Origin of the sequence: Calothrix sp. NIES-2100, from assembly GCF_963875285.1 — a bacterium.
Classification (GTDB): Bacteria; Cyanobacteriota; Cyanobacteriia; order Cyanobacteriales; family Nostocaceae; genus Aulosira.
The window spans coordinates 7,301,094-7,326,183 of record NZ_CAWNLA010000001.1; the positions used below are offsets into that span (position 1 = coordinate 7,301,094).

Below are 25,090 nucleotides of genomic sequence, written 5' to 3' on the forward strand. Positions count from 1 at the left end.
ATTCAGAAACATTCAGTGGCAAGATGCATCTAAGGTATCAGAAGAAGCGAAAAATCGACTTGAAACTTTCGCGTTTCAAACCAGATTTAGGAGGCGAATAGGAGAAGTTGTGACCCAGGAATTTCAAATTTCCGTAACCCCAGTAGGGCAAAATGACTACTTGGTGCGCACGGAACAGGTTGCGCCTGGGGTGCCATTGGCAGAAGAACTAGTGACTTGGCCTGTAGCTGATTGGTTAGCAGCTGCTGGACATCTGATGAATGATCCGTTGACATCAGTGTTACAGGGGGATGCGTTTGCAAGAAACTCTGTCAACCTAGTGGCTTTGGGTCAGCAACTTTATAATGCACTGTTTAAAGGCACTCTCAGAGATAGTTGGATTACAGCACAAGGTATTGCTCAAAACCAACAACAACTATTGCGTTTACGCTTAGGGCTAAAAGACCCTCGGTTAGCTCGTCTGCCTTGGGAAGTAATGCACGCAGGCGATCGCCCTCTAGCCACTGGGCATTATGTCGCTTTTTCTCGCTACCAAACTGGAATTTTACCAGCATCTCGTTTGCCATCGAACAATATACCACAACCATTAGAAGAAGGTGGTATCAAAGTATTGATGGTGCTTGCGTCTCCCACAGATCAAGCGCGTCTCGATCTGCTCAAACATGAAGCGATCAAACTCCAAGCTGAGCTTAATCGCCATGTACCGCGAGTTTCTGAAAGTGGCAATTATCTTCCAGACATAGAACTCACTTTGCTCAACCAACCAGGAAGAGAAGAATTAACACAGGCTCTGGAACAAGGACGATATCATGTCCTGCACTACTCTGGTCATAGTAACCTAGGTGCTAACGGTGGTGAAATTTATCTTGTCAGTAGCAGAACAGGCTTAACAGAAACCTTAAGTGGGGACGATCTGGCTGGTTTGCTCGTCAACAATAATATCCAAATGGCTGTGTTTAACTCTTGTTTGGGAGCATACAGAGCAAATTCGGATACTACTGAAGAAACAGGAGAACGTAACCTCACAGAAAGCTTGGTGAAACGCGGACTCAGGAGCGTGTTAGCCATGTCAGAGCGGATTCCTGATGAAGTAGCGCTGACGCTCACACAATTGTTTTACCGCAACTTGAATCAGGGATATTCTGTGGATTTGTGTGTGAGTCGGGTGCGTCAGGGATTAATTTCTGCCTACGGTTCTCACCAGATGTACTGGGCATTACCAATTCTTTATTTGCAACCGGAATTTGACGGTTTTCTCAGCCCGGAAATTCCTGAGAGTGCAGAAGTAATGACTGAGTATAATCCCGCTTTAAGAGCCAACCAAACCGCGATGTACTCTGCTGTAGTAGATGAGTCTGATATGCCTTTGGCAATAGATGGCTCTGGTTTAGGACGGGAATCTTCGGGGCTGGACTGGCTAGGAGAAGAGACTTGGGGCGATCTCGTGGATGAAATTGAGTATGATGATCCAAGCTACGCAGAAGATTCCGCTCTTGTATCCGATTTGTTTCGCCAGCTAGATAATCAAAAAGGAACATCTGAGCAATCGCCGATGACTGCGGAACTTGTGCAACAGGTGAATGAAAATACTCTGCGATCAAGACAAGTTTCTCAGGAGATGGCTTTACCAGATCAGGAAGCTAGTTTTTGGGAAGAAGAGCCAGTTGCATCAACGGAAACTTCGACAAATTTTGCCGATAATTGGCAGAATCCATCTGTTGGACGTTCACCACAAGTATCATCAAAACGCCGCCAGCAACGCCAGTTTTGGCCAATTTTTGGGATGCTGGGAGCAAGTGCGATCGCACTTGTTGTTGGTCTTTTTTGGTGGCAAAGTCACAACATTTCCAGGTTACCTGACATTCCAGTCATTCCCACTGGGCCAATTACAGCCGAAAATCATCCTCCCATTGATTTAAAGAAGGCTGACAGTAATATTGTAGCCGCCACTGCTACGGAAAAATTGAGCCAAGGCGACTTGCAAGGTGGACTAGAAGCTGTGGAAGAATTACTTAACCGTGGCGTACTTCCATCTGCGCAAGCTGCCTTAAAGCTTGTGCCCGAACAGCAAGCCAATAATCCGGCTGTTAATTTTTTCAAAGGACGGTTAGCTTGGCAATCCGTTCAGATTAAAGATAAAAAATACAGCATTGATGATGCTCGTCGTTACTGGGAAAGTGCGGTGAAAGCTGATCCAGATTCTTTTCTATATAACAATGCTTTGGGATTTGCTTATTACGCCGAAGAAAATTTAAATCGAGCTAATGATTCTTGGTTTAAGGCCTTGAGCTTAGCTTTGAAACAACAGAATATTGCTAGTACTACATCGGCAGCTATCCAAACAACGACCATACCCAAAGATGCTTTAACTTCCTATGCTGGCTTGGCTTTAGGGCTGTATAAATCCGCGTATAAGCAACCATCTGATAAACAATCTCAATATCTTAATGAGGCGATTAAACTTCGCCAACTGGTGATTAAGGATGATCCCGTAAATTTCCAAGTAGATAAATTAAGTAATAATTGGTTGTGGACAGAAAAAGCAATTACCGATTGGCGATCGCTCCTTCAGGAAAAAAGTCAAAATAATTTGTAATTGATAATTCGTAATTCCTAATTATTACATAAAAACATTTATTTCTCGCGCTGCGCGAGAAATAATACGTCCTTATTAAATACCAAACCTCCACGCTCCGATCGCGGCGCAGCGCGATTTATTGATGGGGATTATCTTTTTACTTTTTACTTCTTAACACCTTCAATGAAACACTATGATATTAAGATATTCTATAGTGAAGAAGATAATAGCTACATTGCTGATATTTCTGATTTAAAATACTGTTCAGCATTTGGCTCAACAGCAGAAGAGGCTCTTTGCGAAGTCTTGAAAGCAAAAGAAGCATGGTTAGAAGCTGCTACAATGTCAGGAAAAGCAATTCCTGAAGCCAGATAGCTTCATAATTCATCAATTAAGCTGCGCTCGCCTTTTTTTCTCATCGCAGTGCGATCGCCCCAATCTTCAAATCAAATTTAAGTATAATTTAGTACACTAAATTATTATCCATCAGTTATCTTCGCCCTACCTATCAGCATAATTAATCGGGGATCGCTTGCTGTATTGTTCACATTTTGTTACAAAAGTACAAAGAACTTCTAGAGACCCAAAACCTCATGTTCGGCGGACTTACTGGTTTAACAGATCCTAAAGGCACAGATTGGGGAGAGCGAATGCTCAACACAGTCGCTAGCCAAACGATTCGCCACCTGTTTACCCAAAGCGAGTCAGTAGAAGTCTTTGTGCGCTGCTATCCCTCCAGCAAACTGTTGCAAGGCAGCATTGATAGTTTCAAAATGAGTGGACGTGGTTTAGTCATCCGTAGAGAATTTGCGGTAGAGGAGATGTCTTTTGAAACGGATGCAGTCGCCATTGATTTCGGCTCGGTTTTAAGTGGCAAATTAACTCTCAAACAACCAACTCAAGCGATCGCACAAGTGATTTTATCAGAAACTGGTATTAATCAGGCTTTTAATGCTGAATTGGTAAGAAAACGTTTAGTTAACCTTTCTCTACCTGCCTTAACGGCGTTATCTGGCGGTAAACCAGTCTCTTTTCCAGAAATTCAAGTACAACTATTGCCAGAAAATCGCCTGCGGATTTTGGCAAAGGCTGATTTAGATAATGGCGAACTCGTACCCCTAAATATGATTGTCAGCTTAGCTGTGGAACGGCGGCGACGGGTTTCTTTCCGAGATCCTAAACTGGAACTGGACTTAGTCCCAGAAGCACAAAGGGAAATCTCGCGCACCTTGAGCTTAGCACTGGTAGAAATATTAGATAATATGGTCGATTTGGATCGCTTTGACCTGGATGGGGTGAAAATGCGACTCAACCGTTTAGAAACTGAGGGGCAAAAATTAATTTTCAGTGGATATGCTGAGATTGAGCGTATACCTAGTAGTTCTTGAGCGCATTGATTCACCGATAGAAAAAGAAAAAATGTGATTTTTTATACTAAAATCTTTTTAAGTTGCGCGATATTCGCTCTCACCGACCAAGGGTGGGGCTACACAAACAAAGCCCAGCGACCTGGGCTAATTAAGCGCATCTTCATCCAGAAACGGTATTAGCGGAAAGCAACGGAAATACCCCTTTCAAGCTGACTCAAAAAATCTCTTGTTTTCTCTGGAGCGCTCTTTGCGTCCTCTGCGGTTGAAAATATTTGGTTTAACCTTATTAGGCGCAGAGAACACGATAAAGGAGGTGATAGAGGAATTTATTTTGCAGAATTTGTATGCACCTTGAAAGGCGTAGTTATAGGAAAGTTCAGATGTTTACCTAGACAAGTATTGGGCGATTATTTTTATCTGAAAAAACTAAAAGCTGCCTAGAAAACTCTAGGCAGCTTAATCATCAAAAAGATTTTAAAAAATGTTTTCTATCGACCAATACCTACATATTGGAACCCAGCTCTGACCATTGTTTCAGGGTCAAGGTAGTTACGACCATCAATAATCACTGGATGATTCATCAAGGTTGCCATCTTGGCATAGTCGAGAGTGCTAAACTGTTGCCATTCAGTCACAAGTACCAAAGCATCGCAGCCGTCAGCGAGTCTTTCAGCGTCGGTTTCTACTAGGACACCAGAAAGGCCATGACGTAGACCTGTTTGAGAAACAATTGGGTCGTAGGCTTTAACTTTAGCTCCCAGGCGGTTTAGTTGTTCAATCAGGTTAAGTGCTGGCGCATCGCGTAAATCGTCGGTATCTGGCTTAAAGGTGAGACCAAGTAGACCTACTGTTTTACCTTTGAGGATTTTCAACACTTGCTGGAGTTTTTCTAAAGCAATCAGGCGTTGGCGTTCGTTGACGCTGACAGCAGATTTCATTAGCTGGGCTTCATAGCCATAGTCATCAGCAGTGTGAATCAACGCTGCTACATCTTTGGGGAAGCAGGAACCACCCCAACCAATACCAGCTTGTAAAAATTTGTTACCAATGCGGGAGTCTAAACCAATACCTTTGGCAACTTGGGTGACATCCGCACCAACGCGATCGCAAATGTTAGCAACTTCGTTAATAAAACTAATTTTGGTGGCTAAAAAGGCATTAGCAGCATATTTAATCATTTCTGCTGAGCTTAGGTCTGTTGCCAGGACTGGGACAGGTGGTAAAGATTTGTCTTCAGCGTACTGACGTTCCACAATGGGAGTGTACAGTTCTTTCATTAAAGCGATCGCTTTTTGACTGTTACCACCCAGCACAATGCGATCGGGGTTAAAGGTGTCGTAAACGGCTGAACCTTCACGTAAAAACTCTGGATTGCTGACTACATCAAACTGATATGCAATCTCAGGCAGTTTCTCTTCTTCGGCAACCCCACCTGCAGGTACTAGTGTTTTTTGGCGTTCAGCGATGCCATCCAGGACAATCATTCTGACCCAGTCACCAGAGCCAATAGGTACTGTAGATTTGTTTACAATTACCTTATAACCACCATTAAGATGGTTGCCAATGCCACGAGCTACAGCTTCTACATAACGTGTATCGCTTTCACCTGTTGGTAAAGGTGGTGTTCCCACAGCGATGAAGAGAATTTCTCCGTGAGCAACTCCAGCAGCCAGATCTGAGCTAAATTCAATTTTCCCTGCTTGAATGGCTGTTTGCATAATTTCTGAGAGTCCCGGCTCGAAAATCGGTGACTGCCCAGACTTCATTAACTTGACTTTCTCTTCATTGTTATCTATGCAAATCACATCATGACCGATATGAGCCAAGCAAGCGCCTGTGACTAAACCAACGTAACCAGTACCAATTACGCAAACACGCATTCTATTTAACTCCTCGTTTTTTCTGTTTCTTCTGGATATGGAAAACTTTTAACACTACACCTATGTACAGGTAAAAAACCTATTACTATAGTACGGACTACATATAGGGTTAGCCTGTACGCAAGCGAGACAGCGATGCTCGGCATCAATCAGGAGACTAGCTGCTTTGTATCACTATTTGATCCGACTGCGGAAATCTTCTATTGTCAGTTTTAACCCTTGTTGTAGCGGAATGGTAGGTTCCCAATCTAACAAGGTTCTGGCTTTTGTAATATCTGGACGACGGCGACGTGGATCGTCAGAAGGCAATGGCTCAAAGTGAATCTTGGCATCTGGGTTGATCTGGTTTTGTACCGCCTGCGCCAATTCTAAAATGGTGTATTCATCAGGATTTCCCAGATTTACTGGACCTACATAGTCGCTATTCATTAGCCGGATGAAGCCTTCTACTAAGTCAGAGACGTAGCAGAAACTACGGGTTTGCGAACCATCACCATAAACTGTTAACGGTTCACCCCGGAGGGCTTGAACTATAAAGTTACTTACTACCCGACCATCGTTTTCTAACATCCGTGGGCCGTAGGTATTGAAAATACGCACAACTCGAATATCAACTTTATTTTGTCTGTAGTAGTCAAAAGCTAAAGTTTCCGCAATGCGTTTGCCTTCGTCGTAGCATGAACGCAATCCAATCGGATTGACATTACCTCTATACTCTTCGACTTGGGGATGAACTTCTGGATCGCCGTACACCTCACTAGTTGAAGCCAAGAAAAATCTTGCTTTCACACGCTTAGCCAAGCCCAACATGTTTAGTGTTCCCATCACATTAGTTTTCACAGTTTTGACGGGATTGTACTGGTAATGCACTGGAGAAGCAGGACAAGCCAAATGATAAATTTGATCTACTTCTAACCTAATGGGTTCGGTGATATCGTGGCGGATGAGTTCAAAGTATGGATGATCCAACCATTTAAGTATGTTTTGCTTGTTACCTGTGTAGAAGTTATCCAAGCAAATAATTTCATGCCCTTGACTTATTAGTCTATCAATGAGGTGAGAACCAATAAACCCGGCGCCGCCCGTCACTAGAATTCTCATAGTTTTCCAGTTAATTACATATATTGTCAGTAGCTTTTGTGCGTATTTTTTGATTACCCGATTGTGGTAAAAAACACTCCAAAAGAATATGTTTAGCTAAACATATGTTGTTAAATTTACAAAATTTTTTCTGGGTATATTTTTTTCAACCGTGTCTCACTTTTATCTATTAGCAAAATAACAAACATTAGTTAAAGATTGTAGCTTCAGATTCTAGAATTCATCAAATCTTCAACTATATTAAGTATTTTTAGACTTAAATATGTCAAATTTTATAGTCACAAATCAGAATTTTTTAAAAAAATAACACTTAAATCGCGAAATATCCGCGTAAAATTACTTAAAAATTTAACAGATTTTACAAGGCAGAGGTGGTACTGGCAACCCCGGTTGCTATAGCTACTGTTTGATTGCGTTGCGGTTCTCCCAGCATGACGAGAGAGCAAGTCAGTTGTCTAGCTAACTGAGTGGTAACATCACTAATAGCTAAGCCACCAGGACTTGTATGATTACGTATAAAAGGCAACACAACTAGGTCGTATAATCTTGCTGCCTGTAAAATTGCTTGGGCGACATTTTCATGGGCGATAATTTGAATTTCTGGTGGATTTGCAAAAGCCAATCTAGACACCAGTAGTGAAAGATGCGATCGCTTAGCAGCAATTTTGCTAGAACTGGTGCGTCGCTCGCACACATTCAATACAGTCACTTGGGCTTGATTGAAGTCTGCCAACATTTGGGCAAACTGCACAGGCTGTAACGTTGGTGCCATTAAATTTTCTATCGGAACTAAAATCCGTTGAATTTTTTTCGGAGAGTCTACTAAACGGGTAACCGCCACAGGACAGTGGGATGCCCAAAGTACGTTATCAATTACGTTACCAAATAAACGCGCTTTGAACCCAGTGCGTTTACCCCAACCCATAACAATCAAATTAGCCTTTTGTTCGCGAGCGGCTCTGCTAATTCCTTGAGCAAAGGCATCATCAATGCGTAGCAAGGGTTCTGCTGCTAAGCCCAATACTCGGCTTTGCGCCGTAGCTTTTGCCAATAACCGCTCACTTCGCTGCAAAGAGGCTTCTAACTGTGGTGCATCCATGTTAGCCGCAGCGGTAGCGATCGCTAACGGGACAATTCTGCCATTTGCTTGGTGTGCTAACAATGTTGCTAATTCAATTAAATATTGCTGAGTTTGCGGATTATAAATAGGTACTACTATAGTGAAAGCATTGCCAGTTTCTGCTATTTTTTGCTCCGGCTGATTTGTGGGTGCTGCCTCTGTAGCTACTGATGAAGCCAACCCAACAGCCACCCGACTCGTAAGTAATGGACCTAGGGTTGATGTTACGAGCATGACAACAACAACACTATTAAAGACTTCAGATGACAATAACCCAGTCTGATACCCTACTAATGTTGCTGCTAATGTTGTGCCCACTTGGGGAACTGATAGCGACCACATTGTTAGCATTTCTCGCCAATTGTACTGGTATACCAGTTTTGCTAACAAAGCGGCGATCAATTTGCTAGCGATCGCACCGAACACAAAAAGGAGCGTCAATTGTAAATTGGTAGTGCTTCTGGTGAATGTGGGTAAATCGATCAGTAAACCAAGATGAACAAAGAAAATGGGAATGAATAGCACACTGCCAACAAATACCACTTTTTCTTTGACTGGGCCTTCACCCAACACTTCATTAACTGCTAAACCCGCTAAAAAGGCACCAATAATTTTTTCTACGCCAATTAATTGCGCACCAACAGCAGCCAGAAACACAGTTAGCAGCACAAATAAAAACTGGTTTCCCTCTTCTCCAGAAGAACGTCGGAAAAATTCTTTGCCTACCCAATCAAAGCCGGTTAAAACTACAACACAGTAAATAGTTAACCAACCGATCAAAGTTAGTAGCTTTGCGAAGCTGAATACTTCTGTATTAAAGGACGCTACACACACAGTTAATATTAAAAGAGCGCCAATATCGGTAAAAACCTTGGCTCCAATGCTGACGGTAACAGCTTGATTTTTCAGAACTCCCAGGCGATTAATTATCGGATATGCCAACAGAGTATGGGAACTGAACAAAGAACCAATTAATATGGATGGCAGCCAAGCAAAGCCAAAAATTCGTCCCAACAAGCTTCCCATGACTAAGGGGACAATTAAAGTAAAGCTGCCAAACCCTAGGGAGCGATTTTTCTGACGCTGGAATTGCTCTAAGTCAACTTCTAGTCCGGCTACAAATATTAAGTAAACTAGCCCAATATCTGCTAGCAGTCTCATGATCTCTGATTCTGTCTGAAATAAATTCCAGCCACCAGGACCAAGTACTACCCCAGAAAAGACCAAACCTACTAATCCTGGTAATCTGAGCCGCTCGAACAGAATCGGCACCACTAAGATAACTACCAGCAAAATAGCAAAGGGAACAATTGGTTCTTTGCCAAGTATTTCAGAGGTTGGTTCCAGTGCAAGAACTTGTGAGATGAGTTCCATAGGTAGAACTTGAAAGGGCGATAATGAAGCTGCGATTACCTTAAGGGCAATCGCCCGATCAATATAACTGCAAAAACCACCTTGAGTAAAAATTAAAAAAAACTTAACTTATGGTACTTAGAAGATAGGGATTAGGGGCTAGGGGCTAGGGACTAGGGATGAGAGGGACAAGGAGAACAAGGAGAGAAGTCTGAGCGCCGGCGTCCGGCGATGGCTTCTCCCAAGGGGAGACGCTGCGCGAACGCCAACGTCTTCGACGAACAGAACTTCGGAGGGACAAGGGGGACAAATGACTATTGACTATGGATGAACCTGACTCAAAATGAACCGTAAGCGATCATAGTCATCCTTCAACAGCAAGCTCAGGGTTCTTCCGGCTTTGATTAGCCATTTGCGGTCGGCTTTACGTAACTGATAAACCTCTCGAATAGCAGCCGCAGCCAAAGATTCTATTGGTGCACCTTTTACAGAAAGTAGTGTCTGTAAAAAATTCAGTTCTTCTGTAAATCTAACAATTGTTTCTGGTTCACATCGATAAACGGCTTGATGAATTTGTGGGGGACGGGGTGGTAAATACTGATATACCCTTTGACTATAACCTTGAGTATGAGACGGCATCTCAAACCCCACGATCGCCGCCCGAAATTCAGTTTTCAGCATGGCAAATATCTGGGGTTGTTCTTCTCGTAAATCCTGCAAGGACAATCCTAGAGCTACTGCACGGTGTACGGAATCTATAGGCATTGTTGTGGCATAATACACCACTGCATAAATTTGGTTGCCCGATTCTTCATCGACAGAACAAACCCAGCTACCAAAAGGAGGCATAGGAGGAAAACTTAAGTCTTCCGGTTCCAGACACTGTGCCAGAAATTCCGTAGAATTGGTTTCGATCACCTCGGCAATATGATGAGGATGGCGATCGCCAGTAGCAAACTGTGGTAAAGGAAGGCGCATAGTAGTCTTTTGTCATTGGTCATCCCTTCTGGTGCGTCCGCTTCGCGTAGCTTGCTTCCTGTAGGGTACGGCTGCGCTCAGGGCAAGTAGTCATTAGTCATCAGTATTTGCCGATTGACAAATGACAAATGACTAATAACTAGTAATTATTTCCCTTTCTTCTTGCCTGTGGTTTCTACAGTTTCCAATTCACTCAAGCGAAAGGTAATTAATTTATCCCAGTTACCACCCTCAAATAGTACGGCTACCTTGCCATCGCTTACCCGTTGTACGAGTCCTTCATAGCGATAATAGGTATCTGCGGGATTTTTAACGCGAACAGTTGCTCCAGGCAGGATCATGATTTTTATCCTCGCTTAATTTCCTGTTATATAGCTTAATACTTGTCAGGAGTCGAAAGTGCATAGTCAAGAGTCCACAGTCAAAAGTCCACAGCCTAGAATTTCTTGACCATTGACCATTGACCATTGACTCATGAATAATACTTCTGCCGTTGGCGAAAGTTTGCTACCGATTCTACTATTCCTAAAGAAATGAAGTTGGTCAGCATGGCAGAACGACCGTAACTCATCCAGGGTAGGGGAATTCCCGCTACAGGTGCTAAACCTACTGTCATGCCTACATTAACAATTAGCTGAAATACAATCATCGACAAAACACCAATAGCCAATAAAGAGCCAAAATTATCTTTGGCGGTTTGGGCTACGTGCAGTAGACGGAAGCAAATTAAGCAAAAGACAAAAAGTACTACCAAACAACCAATAAAACCGAATTCTTCACCTACGGCGGAGAAAATGAAGTCTGTATGCTGTTCAGGTACAAAATTTAGTTGGGTCATCGGACCTTTGAACAGACCCCATCCCCAAATTTCACCAGCACCAATGGCAATCCGAGATTGGATGAGGTGATAACCAGCACCTAAAGGATCGTGTTCCGGGTTGATAAATACGCTGAGTCTATCTTTTTGATATTCTTTAAGTACATGGTTCCAGGCAAAAACACCTAGTTCACCACCTAGCATGTTGAGACTCCATGCACTGATAGCTCCCAGTCCAAATTTTCGCCACGGAAGAGTCTGCCAGCCGAGAATACCCATTGCTCCCGCCCAAAATAATCCTAATGGGCCGAAGGATAATTCTTTAAACAAAACTATCGGTTCTGTTAACGGCCAAGAGATACTAAATAAAATAGCGGCAACTATAGGAGAAATCATGAGTATGAGCCAGCCTGGGTTGGCATTTGCCCAGTAGAGCATCCCTAAGACGATCGCACCAAAGACCAATGATGTTGCCAAGTCTGGTTGCAAAAATACTAATCCCCAGGGAATAGCAGTGATTGCCAAGGCTCTAAAAACATTCTCGATTGTGGAAGCTGTGCGTTTGTGTAGTAAAGCGGCAAGGGTAATAATTATACCTACTTTGGCAAACTCGGAGGGTTGGACGTTAAAACCGGCAATATTAATCCACCGCTGTGCCCCTTTAGCGCTAGTACCAGCGAGCATCACGGCAATGAGGCTAAAGTTTGTCAATCCATAGGTTACCCAGTGCCACTGAATCAGATGTTCGTAACGGCTACGAGCGAGAAATAATGCGATTACCACACCAATACTAGCTACCAGCCAGTGCCACCACCAGTCAGTGACTGGCTGCTTTAATTCCGTACTGAGAATCATTATGCCGCCAAAAATACTGACAGCAATAGGCAAACAAAATAATAGCCAATCTACTTGCTGCCAAGGTTTTACCCAATACTTCCAGCGAATTTTGGGGAGCGAACTTTTTAACAACATTGTGTGAGTTTAGACTTAAGTTGTAGATGTTAAATTTAGTGACTACTAAAAATCTGTATTCCTAGGTTGTGACCCAGGAACCAGATAGAATTGGAATTTCTTATGTTAAGGCGGCAACTGATACTTTACCAGCAATGGCCAAGGCGATCGCAGTTAATGCTTTAGCTGAGGCTGAATCTGGTTCACCAACTACTATCGGTACTCCACTATCACCACCAACTCTGGCGGAAATCTCTAGGGGTACAAGTCCCAACAAAGGAACTCCCAGTTCCGCCGCTGTTTTTTCTCCACCTCCAGAACCAAAGATATCGTACTGTTTATCTGGCATATCGGGTGGGATAAAATAGCTCATATTTTCTACTATTCCCAGTACGGGGACGTTCATCTGCTGGAACATCCGCAATCCCTTACGGGAATCTAGCAGTGCTACGTTTTGCGGTGTAGTCACAATTACTGCTCCTGCCATCGGTACTGCTTGAGTTAAAGTTAACTGGGCATCCCCGGTTCCTGGTGGCATATCTACAATTAAATAGTCCAGTTCTCCCCATTCCACTTGATAGAGAAATTGGCGAATTACGCCATTTAACATTGGCCCCCGCCAAATCACTGGCTGATCTCGGTCAATTAAAAAGCCCATTGAGACTAATTTGACACCGTGATTAAACGCAGGTTCGAGTATTTCACCTTTTTCACTGGGGCGCACTGTAATCTGAGCATCGGTTAGCCCCAGCATGGTGGGATCGTTGGGGCCGTAAATATCAGCATCAAGTAAACCAACTTTGGCACCCGTCTGCGCGAGAGCAACTGCTACATTAACTGCGACTGTACTCTTACCCACACCGCCTTTACCACTGGAAACAGCAATGATATTTTTCACACCAGTAACGCCAGTGCGATCGGGTAAGCTTTTTTGCTGGGGTGTTTCTGCTGTCACTTCTATGCTGACATCTGTCACACCTGGTAGCTTTTTCACAGCTTTTTGACAGTCTTCAACGATAAACTCCCTTAAAGGACAGGCGGGTGTGGTTAACACTAAAGTGAAACTAACCTTGCCATCATCTATTTTGACGTTGCGAATCATATTCAGTTCTACCAGACTTTTCTGAAGTTCTGGATCTTGTACTGGTCGCAACACTTCTAAAACCGAGCGGGAATCAAGGACATCGTACATAAAAATTCAAATTTCAAATTTCCAAAACAAGAAATGCATTTGTGGCAAGTAACTTAACTACTAACTGGATACTTTATTGTGCCGCGATCGCTGTAATAAAACTTAAAAAAAATACATAATCAATCAATGGTAAACATTTGGTTTATTGATGGATTGGGCATTGGGCATTTCTTATTTATCTTCCTTGTCCTCCTTGTCCCCTCATTCCTAGAAGTCAAAACAACTGTCGTTGAGAGATTTTTTCTTACTTGACACTGCTTGTAATGCAGCTTTTTCTACGGCTTCGACTAAGGAACGAGCGACGCGATCAGCGTAAGGACGGGAGAAAGACCAGATTAAGGGTGACAACCAACCGCGTAGGGTGACAGAGTAAGATAAACAAGTACCACAAACTGTGGACTCCACTCGGTAAGTTATCCGTTCCTCAATTCCAGGAATCGCCAGCACTCGGATACTCAACATTTCTTGGGGATTGACACGCTCGACAAAAATCCGAATGGGAATTGGCGAAAAGCGCGTCACTGCTTGGAAAATTAAGCCAGGTTTGGGTACTAAACCGTAGGGTACGTTAGTACTTTTGAGTAGTGGGTGCCAAGAAACGTCTGTGAAGTTTACCACCTGTTGCCAAAGTTCATCTACAGAAGCGAAACTAATTTCTCGATATGTCCGCACCAGAGAAACGCAAAATCGACGACGTTGACGTTGAATGAATTTAGATAAACAACCTCGCATTTGCCTAATCCTCCTAGCTAAACACTTTTTGGGAACTCTGGCATGGTGGGCAATTGTACTTAGCCCTTGCATTAAACTTTCTCAAAATTGCCCTAACTATAGCAAGCCCTATAAGGTGCAAATACTAGTACGATGATAGGGAGTTGACAACCTCTAACTCGTGGAACCTCTCCTGAGCTTGGTGTCGAATTCAAAGAGCATTTCAGTCCAAACCTCGAAATATCAAGGTTGAGAGTGCTTGTAACTAATCCGCCAGAGTCTGGTGTAAACACCAGAATGTTTCCATCAAGAAATTAAAAAAAACTTTGTCCAATATACAAGCCTATACGCATTTGAGGGAAAATAAACTTTAGTCTTGCTAATCAATCGGATAAATGCTTGACAACTAAAAAAAAAGCAAATTTAACTTCGTGTTTGCTCAGAAATTTTTTATGACAAAATTTCTGATTTTTGGGAAATTGTAATTTAGGTTCGGGAATCTATGCTATGTTGATCAACTCGCAAACCCCAACTCTGGCTGTAGACTCATCAAAGTTTCTCCCAGCACCTGATGCTAAACAGAGAGTTAGTCTGTTTATGCGACAGTTACAAGATGAAATCACTCAAGCTTTGACAGGTCTGGATGGTGCTGCTAAGTTTCATGAAGATAGTTGGGAACGTCCAGAAGGTGGTGGAGGGCGATCGCGTGTTCTGCGTGATGGCGAAATCTTTGAACAAGCTGGTGTAAACTTTTCTGAAGTTTGGGGTTCCCATTTACCAGCGTCAATTTTAACCCAACGCCCAGAAGCAGCAGGACATGGTTTTTATGCCACGGGAACTTCTCTGGTGTTACACCCACGTAACCCCTATGTACCTACTGTACATTTGAATTATCGCTATTTTGAAGCAGGCCCAGTATGGTGGTTTGGTGGTGGAGCTGATTTAACACCTTACTATCCCTTTGTCGAAGATGTTAAACATTTCCATCAAACATTCAAGCAGGCGTGCGATCAACATCACCCAGAGTATTACCCAGTTTTCAAGCGCTGGTGTGACGAATATTTCTACCTCAAGCATCGCGGTGAGACAAGAGGTGTAGGTGGTCTATTTTTAGATTACCAAGATGGTCAAGGTGCTATATATCGAGGTCCTGACCCCAATGGGGAAGCAGCTAAATATAGCAACCAGGTAGGAACAATACCACAACGGACTTGGGAAGAATTGTTTGCCTTAGTGCAAGACTGCGGTCGAGCTTTTTTGCCAGCTTACGTACCGATTGTAGAACGGCGTAATGAAATTGAATATGGCGATCGCGAACGGGATTTCCAACTTTATCGTCGGGGAAGATACGTAGAATTTAACTTGGTTTATGACCGAGGTACAATTTTTGGTCTGCAAACCAACGGACGCACGGAATCAATTCTGATGTCTTTACCTCCTTTGGTGCGTTGGGAATACGGGTATCAACCAGCAGTTAATACCCCAGAAGCCGAATTGTATGAAACTTTCTTGAAGCCTCAAGATTGGATCAATTGGACACCCACAAATAGTCCTGAATGATCGTTGATGAGTAGTGAGTTAGGAGTAAAACATCACAAAACCATCCTCATGAATAAAATCAGGAATTTTTGTGGTCATTGCTGTCAATCTCTTTACTTAGCTTCTTTATCCTCATCTTTTTGAATCAGCACTAATCTGAGTACTCAGCCCGGGTTTGGTGAGTTAAACTACTAAAGAAAAGCACCTAGTAAAAATAGGTGACATTTTTAGCCGTTGCTTGTTAATCTCAAGTATCAGCAATAAATAATTCTGTTAGTGGTGAGTCAATTAATTTACTAACTTACGGGATTTCATCCTAGTCATAGGAGCATTGAGATTTCCAGGAAAGCAAGTCTTTTGACTCACCAGTAGCAGGCTTAAATAAAGTAGTTAACTTTCACAGGACTGTTACAGGGAGGCTCAGTGATTCAGATAGAGCAGAAAACCCACATCACCCAAGACGGTAATACCGTTATTGTGTTGACACCAAGCGGGCGTTTAGACATTACCACTGCTTGGCAATTTCGCCTGAAGTTACAGGAATGTATTTCCAAACTCAGTCGTCATGTAGTTGTGAATCTTAGTCAGGTAAACTTTATTGATAGTTCTGGTCTTACTTCTTTAGTAGCCGGGATGCGTGACGCTGATAAACTCAAGGGTAGTTTCCGTATTTGCAATGTACATACAGAAGCCAAACTTGTGTTTGAAGTGACAATGATGGACACAGTTTTTGAAATCTTTGAAACTGAAGATGAAGCTTTAGAAGGTGTACCTCGTAGCATTGCTAGCTAAAACTGTACTGAGTGGTATGTTTTAAGAAGCGATCGCCTTGGTTGACAAGACTGTACTCACTGGCGTTGCTGAGTTGAAGAATTGAGAAAATGCACAGAACAGAAGAACAGTCAAGAAAATGACTATTTTCTGCAACTTCTGACTCAGCACTCAGTACTCAGTACTGCTCTCGCTTAGAGTAGCGGTAAGGGCCTAAAATTGCTCCCCACGTAGCTTTACCAGTTGCTGTGTCAATTCCTTTATCGTAGCTGAGAAATTCTGCGGCAAAGGCTTCAAAACCCAAAGACACTTGTATAGTGTTACCCAGATAAGTAAAGCGACAGTTAGTATTTGCTGGTGGAGTGGCGACAAACTTATAGCAGTTAGGCGCTATTGTTTGCTGGGTAACGGTGAGGATGCAACCTGGTAATAAATCTAATTGATCGGCTGTCAAAGCAGCGAGTAAAGTTGGATTGCGACCTGCTCCTTTTAAACTGCCTGGATCTTTAGGCATATAATATTGCACTTGCAGGGGTGCATCAAAGTCACCTCCGGGCTGTAACCGCATAATTCGCTGGCGGTAAGGATTCTCTAAGTTGATAATATTAGCTTGTTCAGCAAACAATGTAATACTGTCTTCAGAAAACAGATTAATTCGTCTTTGCCATAGACGGAGGTGAACGTACCAAACAGGATCGGCTATAGCTTGCTCTTTATTGTCAAATTCACCAGCCAGGTACTTACCTAGATCTGTTAACTTTGGGGATAAGGTCATAAATTTAGATTTTGTCAAAAGTTCATAGTCTATAGTCCATAGTCCCAAGTTTCTTGACCAATGAGCAAAGACTAACGATCAATTACCAATGACAGGCTCAACTAGAAATCAAGCATACACCCAGCTTTAGTCCTGTTTGAATGAAAATATTGTCAACCGCCCACTCGCCAGTTGAAACCCGAACTTGGCAAAGTAACATTTAAGCGAGAGAATAAAAATACGTCGCCCTTAACATTTTCTTTGTGAATAACGTCCGTACTGTCTCTGATACAAAGCGAACTTTCTACACTGTTCACACCCGTCCAATCAACACGATTTATCGTCGGGTGGTGGAAGAGTTGATGGTAGAAATGCATCTGCTGTCGGTAAATATCGATTTTAGCTACAATCCAATTTATGGCTTGGGCGTCGTTACGACCTTTGACCGCTTTATGCAAGGCTACCAACCAGAACGGGATAAGGAATCAGTTTTTAGCGCCTTATGTCAGGCTGTAGAGCAGGATGAGCAACGCTACAAGCAAGATGCCCAAAGGTTGGGAGAGTTAGCTAAAAGTTTACCCGTCAATGATTTAATCGCGTGGCTAAGTCAAACCACTCACTTAGATCGGGATGCTGACTTACAGGCGCAACTGCAAGCGATCGCTAACAATCCTAATTTTAAATATAGTCGCTTGTTTGCAATAGGTTTATTTTCGTTATTAGAGCTATCAGATCCAGAATTAGTCAAAGACGAAAAACAACGCAACGCCGCTCTCAAGAATATTGCTAGTGGCTTGCATTTGTCTGATGAAAAATTGAGTAAAGATTTGGATTTGTATCGTTCTAACTTAGACAAAATCTCACAAGCACTGGTAGTTATGGCAGATATGCTCGCCGCCGATCGCAAAAAACGCGAACAGCGCAAACAACAATCAATTACTTCATTTGCACCTCCTAGTTCCAACGACTAGTCAATAGTCAACCCTACCCTGCGGGAACGACTTCGTCGAACGGCTTCTGGTGCGTCCGCTACGCTCTAGGCGTTAGCGCAGCCTCTCGCAGAGAAGCTATGCCGCAGATTTTACGCTCAGGGTACATAGTCAATAGTCAATAGTAAAAGTCTCTTGACTATCGACTGTGGACTATGAAAATTTTGCTTGAGAGGGATTTTAGAGGAAACCTTAAATACCTAACAAACGATAAATCAAATTGTTGATGATAGTCAGTGCCAACGCTCCTAAGATAGCGCTCCAAATACCATAACGTAAGCGAAAACCTTCTACTAACCAAGCAGCAAGACTAAAACAAACAACGGCAATCATAAATGTAAATAAGTCTGCTAACAAATTAAATGTCATGAGGCTTGGTATAGCAAATACGAGTCCGAGAATTGGTCTTACTAATGTTGTAACGATACCAAGAACTGCTGCTGATAAGAAGGCTTTATTTGGAGTATCAATCTCTACACCTAAAGGCAACTTGCTAATAATTAACAAGCTGACAGATGTCACTAACCAAACAATTAACACTGTCCAAATTTCATTCATTGCCACAAACCCACCAAACGTGAATGGCGATTGACGATAAAATACTTACTCTATTCACACAGGACTTACGCTAGGGTTCCGCCATTTTTAGTTGAGGCTGTCAATAGTCAATCATCATTTGTGATGGAACGGTTAACTTTTGACTATGGACTATGGACTGTTGACTTTTGAGTTTTGACAACCAGCTGCTTGATTTAGTTTGCCAGTTGCATAAGTTTTATCAAACAAAAATCTTTGAAACTTAACCAATTATTTATAAATTACCAGATTTATTTTCTTTTACCAGAAATAATTTTGAATATCTTTATGTTTAGGGGTTGAAAGAAGATAAGGGAAAGGAGAAACTAGCCCCTCGTTTCTCCCATCGCCGGAAAATATCTCAACCAATAAGTTTTGTTAAGCGAATTTTTTTTACCGTTGGGGAGCAGAGTTAGTTTTTCCAGGGGCTACAGTCTTGTTGGGTACTGTTGACTTGGGAACTACGGGAGCAATTTGCGGATTCACAGGATTCACACCGCCGCCGGTTTGAGGTTGAGTCGGGGTCAGGGGAAAATTAGGGTTAATATTACCTTGAGGATTATTACTTGGTGCAGGTGCAGTATTTGGTACAGCGTTAGTACCAGGATTAATGGGGAAAGATGGAATCACTGGCAGGACTGAATTAGTGGATGATTGAGCAGGTGCGGGTATAATGCCCAAAGATACGCGATCGCCTCCCACCTGCCGGAGTAGATCCAATGTATCGATTACATCATTGTATGTTGCTGTCCGCGACGCATTCAGCACTAAAACACCATTGGGATTTTCTTGGACATACTTCTTTAAAATTTCTGCCAATTGATCTCGTCTGACGGGTTGTTTTTCTACATAAGTCTGACCAATAGCATCAATAGTCACAGGTAACATATTACTATTGGGCTGTAGTGAGCCTGTGGGTGATGTGCCAGTATTGGCTTTGGGCAAATCAATATTAATTGCTTGTTGGCGAGTAAATTGCAAAGCTGCCAACAAAAAAAATGTCAAGATGCAAAAAATGACATCAATTAAGGGAATGAGTTGAATTTGGACTTCTTCAACCGGAGTATGCAGATTAACTTTCATTGTCTTATATCTACCTGCTTCAAGGATGGAATTCTTGACAGTGCCAATTTTAGATTTTAGATTGCCGGTTTTAGATTTTTTTGGTTCATACCTTACCATCGGTGAAACATATCCAAAATCCTTGCATCCCTGAGCCAAGTAAAAAAGGTGGTCGGGGTCAATCCAAAATCCTTGCATCCAAAATCCAAAATTGATTGACTATTGCTCAGGATCTAAAGAAGAATCATTATTCTCTGGGATTTCCGGCGAACCAGAAAATTTGTTTCTACCTCGTTTCCGGGGAGGAGTAAAATTTTCCCGTGAAGATTCCCGCAGAACGATCGATGTATTATTGCTAAAGTCAGGTGGTGACTGGCGATAGAGTAACTCTAAATCATTCCCTGCTTTGCGAAAAACTTTGATTTGGTTGACTACAAAACTTTGAAAGAGGCGATAGAATACCAAAGCAGCAATAGCAATAATTAGCCCCGTTGCGGTAGTAATTAGGGCTGTACCAATACCAGCCGGTACATCAGCTACGGCGTTGGTTCCAAACTCTCCCAGCTTCAAATTACCTACAGATTGTTGTAAACCCAACACTGTACCCAACAATCCCAGCATCGGTGCTAGCGCAATCACCGCTTCTAAAAGTTTTTCACCTCGCCGCATCCCAGCTAACTCGTCTTCTGCGGTTGCTTCCAAAGCCAATCGAAAGCTTTCGGGATCATTTTTTACTAATTTTAAAGGAGCATAGAGAAACCTGCCAATAGGTTGATTGGTAGCTTGTCTAGCAATGTCCGCAGCGGCTTCCCAGTTATCACCAGCCGCATCCAAAACGCGATCAACTATTTCTTTTTCTTGAGTGAGAATGCGCAACCAGAACCACAAACGCTCAAAAATCACACTCACAGCTAAAATCGACAGCGCCAGCAAAGGCCACATTGCTGGGCCACCCTTTTTAAACAAATCTAAAATATCCACTGTTGAAGTCTCCTCCCTCCACTTCCAAACTATTGCAAGGCACTTTAATTGTAGAGATTAATGCACAATTACCATAGTCTGATGCCGAATTACAGATTAATAATGTTGCATGTTAAATTTACATCACCTCAGCAAGCAGAATGCCTATGACAGCTAGGTTTGCTTAATTTGAAATGGGAAATTTGCAATTTTAATTGTTTTGTAGCATCTTCCTGACATACTTGGGCGGTTATTCCCACCAGGAGTTTCCAGCATAATTTGTCAAAATTAAAGGTAACTGGAGGTTCAAAACATGAAATTTTCAATCCAATCAGTTTACGCCTGGTATCGCAATTTGCTTCAAAATCCAAAGTACCGTTGGTGGGTAATTTTAGGAACTCTTGTTTATATTCTCAGCCCGATTGATATTGTCCCGGATATTATACCCATTGTGGGTGAAATTGATGATGTTTTCCTGCTGACGCTGCTAGTTACTGAGGTATCTGGACTAGTTATTGAAGGCTGGAAAGCCCGTAAGGGTGTAGATATGCAGGCTGATAATACATCTAAGGATTCTACCTCTACCGGAAATACTATCGATGTTGATGCTGTCTCTGTCAAATAGTTTTATGAACAACAGGGTTGTTGACTGTTGAGAGTTAACTCTCAACGGTCAACACCATTAAATATGGTAGCTTGATGTGGAACACCTTATTTGACGAACTCTGTCAAGAACCTGACGGCGTTTAAAATATAACTAGCGCAATCTCTAGGAGAGGTATTGTAAAACGATCGCCAAGCATTAGCTTTATCTTCATCATAGCGATCGCCTCTTTGGGGATGGGCATCTAACCATGCTAGTCTGACTGCATGACCAATCAATACATCTAAAACGATATATTCTTCAATTTGCAGGTTGGGGTTATTGGCGGCGATCGCAGATAATTCCATTAAGGCTTCAATATTCACTTGCCGATATTCGGGAGCCTCTATTTTATTCAGCAGATGCTCGACTAATAAGGCAAAATTCTTTTCTCCCGGTGTCATTTCTGACAACATCAACTCACTATCTAAGCGATTGCGCCGTTCTAGTTTATCGCCAATCACTAACCCTTTGCAATGTTTCATTAATTGCCAAACTTGTTGAAAAAACTCTTTTGGTACGCGTCCAGTTGCGCCTTCTGCTTGACGGAACCGTCGCCAACCGCCTGCGGGGACTTCGATTTCAGATTCCATTGCTGGTGCTAATACCCAATCAATGTCACTTTCTTTTTGCTTGACATGAAGTGATTCTTGCTGACGCAAAAGGTTACTCATCCCCGCATATTCAGTTAAAACTTTTTGCAATCGCATTTTCACTTCAAAGGGTGAGAGTTGCATTAAATACTCGTAGGCTTCACCTTGCGTCACCTGTAATTCTGTGGCTAGTTTGCTGGTAATTAAGAGGATGAGATAGCCGACTTTCAGTGTCAGCAGTCCTTGAAAGAGTTTTGCTTCCGATCTGATCAGCACACTCAGATAGATGATAATCTCTTGAGTGAGGACGCGATCGCGGATATCTTCCCGACAAAAATGATTAATCTTCTCGGCTATTTCCTGGTGAGACATGGGTACTGCAATTAATGAATCTTCGCTGTAAGCTTTACCCACGGAAATTTGCTTACCTCTTACCAAAATACTGGTGACAGCATCCGACAAGCCTATATCTACCATTTGTCGCAACCCTGCAACACGGCGGACAATCGCCCAAAGTCCTAAATCCCCAGCTTTGGTGTATACTTCATTGAGTAAATTGTCTACTGTTACAGGATACTTCGGCCCACCAAAGCCAGTATCAAAATCTAGTCCCTGCAAGCGAGTTAAAGTTTGCAATAACTCTATTTGCTCGTAGATATTTTCCGAAGCACGTAAAGTAGACAGCAACAAACCCAAGTTGGTTTCACATTCCATTTGGAATTCTTGGGTATGTCCAAGTTGCCAGTTTTTCCCATGATGATATGCCAAATAATAGCAATGTAATGCTGCATTTTTGACCGCTGGTAGGGAAAATTCTTTATCTTGGAGAAAATCAATTCTTTGAATTCCGGCTGTTAACATTAATTGATTTAACCGCCCTAATTTTACCCGGACACCATGACAAATACCATCTTTAAGTTCTTGCATTAATCCTAATAATGCCTCAGAACCGATTTCTAACATGGTATGGGTTAACATTAACGTCAGAGTCGGACGACCTAAATCACTCCAATATTTTTGAATGTAAGCCAGTTCACTTCTAATTTGATCTAGCAAAAAATGATAATCTAGGGTTAAATAAAATTGTTGCGCATCTAAAAAAGATGGTAAAAATACAATCGTCTGGTCTTGAATGCGAAAGACCCGAGAAGTAGTCAAACTTCTTAAGCGGCGCACTGGGCGACCAGTTAAACCTACTTTATCGTTGCGGCCAATTTGGGTATAAATAGCTGAGAGATCCCCAGCTTTTCTGACTTGAATTGGTTCTAATTGCTTGGGAGTTTGGGTTTCAATCCCGTGAACTTCTAGTTTTGCTTGTAAATCTTCATCTTCGGCGATTAAAGCAATTTGTACTAGAGATTCTCGAGTTTTTCCGACACACAAATGTCTACCTAAGGGGTCAATATCACCAATGGCTAACAACCCTTCACTTAACATTTGACCGAGAAAATATAAACTTTGCGCCCAGACTAAAGGCACATTTTCATTAGGTAAGCGCGGTTGACTTTGGGGTGCTAACCTTTCTGCTTCGATATTTGACTCAGCAACATAATAAAGTTCTGGTAATAAAGACAAACCATCGCGGTCTACTAGTAATGATTCTAAACGTTCTTGGTAATATTGAACTTGTTCTTTGTCGTGACGGAACAAGCCATCAAGTAATAAATAGGTGAAAAATAAAGGCCATTCACATTCTATATGCTCAAATTGCTTCAGTTCCCAAGGTTCGTAGTGTAAGCGGTGGGTATCTTCTAAAACAGTTTGGTGTCCATCCCGGAGGAAGCGTTTGCAGCCGTATTTACCTTGGAGTTTGTTAATGATATCGTTAAAAGTGCGTTCGCGTAGTTTTTCATCTTCGACCGCAAAGGCGGGAAAACTAATAATACTCAATAATGCTGCATCAATTTCTTTGGAACCAGATTCCCTGGGTAATAGAGATTCTAATGTAATACGCGCGCGGGCAATTTCATCTGGTAAAACATGAATCACCGATGCTTGGCTACCACGCACACCAAATAAGTCTAGTCCGTTGATGGCTTCTAAAGCAGCTTTAGCCATACCTACAGAACTAGCATTTAACTCCGCATTCCCACGATTAATTTTGTTACCTCTTTCCCATATACCATAATCTGGTGTGCGATAGGCTCGTCCAATGTAGTAAACCAAATTTTGGACAAAATTCACTTCATCAATGGTATAAATTATTTGCAAGCCGGAGGCTGTCATTTGCGCTAACATCAACAAAAATATTGATGTTGCATCAAGTTGTAAATGTCCCCATTCATCATCACCGACGACAATATCACCAGTAGCAGTGTTGTATTTAGCATGTAACCCATCTAGTGGTGACTGAGTATGTTTAAATTGTTCTACTTTAGAAGCCTGTCGCATCATTGCAAACAACAATCCACGCATCAGCTTGATGGCGCTATGTTCTAGTTCATATGTGTATCCTTTGGTTTCATCAACCTTGCGGTATGCAAGTGCTAAACCCCAAACTGCCAAAATGCTATAAACGTTATCTCTTACCCAAGCATCTGTATAATCTCCGTGGGCTGTAATCGCCGTACTCGCTGGTAGTAACCCAGTAATCGGATTCTGACGGCTGAGAATGATTGTCTTGATTTGCTGATAATAATTCTCTAGGCGGGCATACAATTTGGTAGTGTCCATAATTTTACTTGCTGCAATTTGCGGAAATTTACCCTGTAGCTGTGAAGTTAAAGGTGTCAGCCTAGCCAAAGGCGATGGGATTACAGATCCCGATCGGTATAGGTTTATTATTATCTCCTGTTCTTGGTCTTGATATTTATAAAATCCTTAAAGAACTAAGTAGTCCAAAGTAAATATTTAGCTGGAGAGTCAGGAAGATACAAAGCAGATAGTAGAGTATATAACTGTTGTCGCCTGATTTATCTGGATTTTACGGAACTAAATCGATTTGCGTCTTTCTACTGATAACTGAAAGAGAAATTTCTTGAAATCTTTATCGAGATACTCACTTAGGAATACCCAACTTTAAGTTATTTTTAATAGTTCTAAAGTAGGATAAATAATCATTCAAAAGAAGCAATCCTACCCAGAAAATTTTAAGTAGATTATGGGTAAGCGAAGCTTGTAAAACAAAAAATTTATAGAGAGGTTAGGTAATT

General features: G+C 42.1%; 20 protein-coding genes. 7 read left to right on the forward strand and 13 right to left on the reverse strand.

Annotation, left to right across the window (positions count from 1 at the left end):
* Positions 1-109: 109 nt before the first annotated feature.
* The 3 genes from hetF to AACU32_RS29750 all read left to right on the forward strand — a co-directional run bounded on the left by hetF (position 110) and on the right by AACU32_RS29750 (position 3,966).
* A complete protein-coding gene (gene hetF, locus AACU32_RS29740; protein ID WP_096605057.1) occupies positions 110-2,596 on the forward strand; it encodes a cell division protein HetF in 2,487 nt (828 codons plus the stop codon).
* Between the two features lie 165 nt (positions 2,597-2,761).
* Positions 2,762-2,953 (forward strand): type II toxin-antitoxin system HicB family antitoxin, encoded by a 192-nt coding sequence (locus AACU32_RS29745; RefSeq protein ID WP_096605059.1) that lies wholly within the window; start codon positions 2,762-2,764, stop codon positions 2,951-2,953.
* Positions 2,954-3,171: 218 nt separating this feature from the next.
* Positions 3,172-3,966 carry an LmeA family phospholipid-binding protein gene (locus AACU32_RS29750; protein ID WP_339378375.1) on the forward strand — a complete coding sequence of 265 codons (795 nt, stop codon included), beginning with the start codon at positions 3,172-3,174 and terminating at the stop codon, positions 3,964-3,966.
* A 470-nt stretch (positions 3,967-4,436) separates the two neighbouring features.
* Here AACU32_RS29750 and AACU32_RS29755 read toward each other — a convergent pair whose 3' ends face one another.
* The 8 genes from AACU32_RS29755 to AACU32_RS29790 form a co-directional block, all read right to left on the reverse strand.
* A complete protein-coding gene (locus AACU32_RS29755; protein ID WP_096605063.1) occupies positions 4,437-5,828 on the reverse strand; it encodes a UDP-glucose dehydrogenase family protein in 1,392 nt (463 codons plus the stop codon).
* Positions 5,829-6,002: 174 nt separating this feature from the next.
* Positions 6,003-6,929: a UDP-glucuronic acid decarboxylase family protein gene (locus AACU32_RS29760; RefSeq protein ID WP_096605065.1), complete on the reverse strand. Its 927-nt coding sequence runs from the start codon at positions 6,927-6,929 to the stop codon at positions 6,003-6,005.
* Positions 6,930-7,287: 358 nt separating this feature from the next.
* Positions 7,288-9,423 (reverse strand): cation:proton antiporter domain-containing protein, encoded by a 2,136-nt coding sequence (locus AACU32_RS29765; protein ID WP_096605067.1) that lies wholly within the window; start codon positions 9,421-9,423, stop codon positions 7,288-7,290.
* Between the two features lie 300 nt (positions 9,424-9,723).
* A complete protein-coding gene (locus AACU32_RS29770; protein ID WP_096605069.1) occupies positions 9,724-10,380 on the reverse strand; it encodes an HAS-barrel domain-containing protein in 657 nt (218 codons plus the stop codon).
* A 146-nt stretch (positions 10,381-10,526) separates the two neighbouring features.
* On the reverse strand, positions 10,527-10,721 hold the full coding sequence (locus AACU32_RS29775) for an NAD(P)H dehydrogenase subunit NdhS (protein ID WP_096605071.1): 195 nt from the start codon (positions 10,719-10,721) through the stop codon (positions 10,527-10,529).
* A 131-nt stretch (positions 10,722-10,852) separates the two neighbouring features.
* Positions 10,853-12,169, reverse strand: a complete 1,317-nt coding sequence (gene rodA / locus AACU32_RS29780; RefSeq protein ID WP_096605073.1) for a rod shape-determining protein RodA — start codon at positions 12,167-12,169, stop codon at positions 10,853-10,855.
* Between the two features lie 100 nt (positions 12,170-12,269).
* Positions 12,270-13,340, reverse strand: coding sequence for an Mrp/NBP35 family ATP-binding protein (locus AACU32_RS29785; protein ID WP_096605075.1), 1,071 nt, complete (start codon positions 13,338-13,340; stop codon positions 12,270-12,272).
* Positions 13,341-13,547: 207 nt separating this feature from the next.
* Entirely contained in the window at positions 13,548-14,072 is a 525-nt protein-coding gene (locus AACU32_RS29790) for a polyketide cyclase / dehydrase and lipid transport (protein ID WP_096608232.1), read from the reverse strand.
* Positions 14,073-14,558: 486 nt separating this feature from the next.
* Here AACU32_RS29790 and hemF point away from each other — a divergent pair, with 486 nt between their 5' ends.
* Together hemF and AACU32_RS29800 are read left to right on the forward strand one after the other, a co-directional pair.
* Positions 14,559-15,611: an oxygen-dependent coproporphyrinogen oxidase gene (gene hemF / locus AACU32_RS29795; protein WP_096605077.1), complete on the forward strand. Its 1,053-nt coding sequence runs from the start codon at positions 14,559-14,561 to the stop codon at positions 15,609-15,611.
* Positions 15,612-16,013: 402 nt separating this feature from the next.
* Positions 16,014-16,382 carry an STAS domain-containing protein gene (locus AACU32_RS29800; RefSeq protein ID WP_096605079.1) on the forward strand — a complete coding sequence of 123 codons (369 nt, stop codon included), beginning with the start codon at positions 16,014-16,016 and terminating at the stop codon, positions 16,380-16,382.
* A 157-nt stretch (positions 16,383-16,539) separates the two neighbouring features.
* Here AACU32_RS29800 and AACU32_RS29805 read toward each other — a convergent pair whose 3' ends face one another.
* On the reverse strand, positions 16,540-17,136 hold the full coding sequence (locus tag AACU32_RS29805) for a chromophore lyase CpcT/CpeT (RefSeq protein WP_096605081.1): 597 nt from the start codon (positions 17,134-17,136) through the stop codon (positions 16,540-16,542).
* Between the two features lie 242 nt (positions 17,137-17,378).
* Between AACU32_RS29805 and psb29 the strand changes: the two genes are divergently transcribed.
* Positions 17,379-18,086: a photosystem II biogenesis protein Psp29 gene (psb29, locus tag AACU32_RS29810; protein ID WP_096605083.1), complete on the forward strand. Its 708-nt coding sequence runs from the start codon at positions 17,379-17,381 to the stop codon at positions 18,084-18,086.
* Positions 18,087-18,296: 210 nt separating this feature from the next.
* Here psb29 and AACU32_RS29815 read toward each other — a convergent pair whose 3' ends face one another.
* The 3 genes from AACU32_RS29815 to AACU32_RS29825 form a co-directional block, all read right to left on the reverse strand.
* Complete coding sequence (locus AACU32_RS29815) at positions 18,297-18,662, reverse strand: phage holin family protein (RefSeq protein WP_096605085.1); 366 nt, start codon at positions 18,660-18,662, stop codon at positions 18,297-18,299.
* Positions 18,663-19,073: 411 nt separating this feature from the next.
* Positions 19,074-19,763 (reverse strand): biopolymer transporter ExbD, encoded by a 690-nt coding sequence (locus tag AACU32_RS29820; RefSeq protein ID WP_096608233.1) that lies wholly within the window; start codon positions 19,761-19,763, stop codon positions 19,074-19,076.
* A gap of 198 nt (positions 19,764-19,961) precedes the next feature.
* Positions 19,962-20,723 (reverse strand): MotA/TolQ/ExbB proton channel family protein, encoded by a 762-nt coding sequence (locus AACU32_RS29825; protein ID WP_096605087.1) that lies wholly within the window; start codon positions 20,721-20,723, stop codon positions 19,962-19,964.
* 292 nt (positions 20,724-21,015) lie between these two features.
* Here AACU32_RS29825 and AACU32_RS29830 point away from each other — a divergent pair, with 292 nt between their 5' ends.
* On the forward strand, positions 21,016-21,327 hold the full coding sequence (locus AACU32_RS29830; RefSeq protein ID WP_096605089.1) for a DUF1232 domain-containing protein: 312 nt from the start codon (positions 21,016-21,018) through the stop codon (positions 21,325-21,327).
* 86 nt (positions 21,328-21,413) lie between these two features.
* Here AACU32_RS29830 and AACU32_RS29835 read toward each other — a convergent pair whose 3' ends face one another.
* Positions 21,414-24,611 (reverse strand): glycoside hydrolase family 15 protein, encoded by a 3,198-nt coding sequence (locus AACU32_RS29835; protein ID WP_445223199.1) that lies wholly within the window; start codon positions 24,609-24,611, stop codon positions 21,414-21,416.
* Between the last annotated feature and the right edge of the window lie 479 nt (positions 24,612-25,090).